The sequence below is a fragment of the Algoriphagus aestuariicola genome (assembly GCF_017254835.1).
GTDB lineage: Bacteria > Bacteroidota > Bacteroidia > Cytophagales > Cyclobacteriaceae > Algoriphagus > Algoriphagus aestuariicola.
The window spans coordinates 1-278 of record NZ_JAFKCW010000091.1; the positions used below are offsets into that span (position 1 = coordinate 1).

The 278-nt window shown below is 68.7% G+C and carries 1 protein-coding gene; it reads left to right on the forward strand.

Annotated elements, in window-relative coordinates; genetic code table 11:
• On the forward strand, window positions 1-278 hold a 278-nt coding region (locus J0A67_RS23760; RefSeq protein ID WP_206571712.1), incomplete at both ends, for a chromate transporter.

The following is a 278-nucleotide window of genomic DNA, read 5'->3' on the forward strand; positions in this document are numbered from 1 at the left end:
CGACGATGGCTGCGCTGATCGACGGCTTCTTCCGCGCCGGCGCACTGGTGTTCGGTGGCGGCCATGTCGTGTTGCCGCTGCTGCAAGCAGTCACCGGCTCGACCGGCGCGGTCGGCAATGCCGATTTCCTGGCCGGCTACGGTGCGGCGCAGGCCGTACCGGGGCCGCTGTTCACCTTCGCGGCCTATCTCGGCACTGTGGCCGACTGGCCCTTGCACGGCTGGCTTGGCGGGCTGGTGCTGCTGATCGTGATCTTCGTGCCAGCCTTCCTCGTGCTG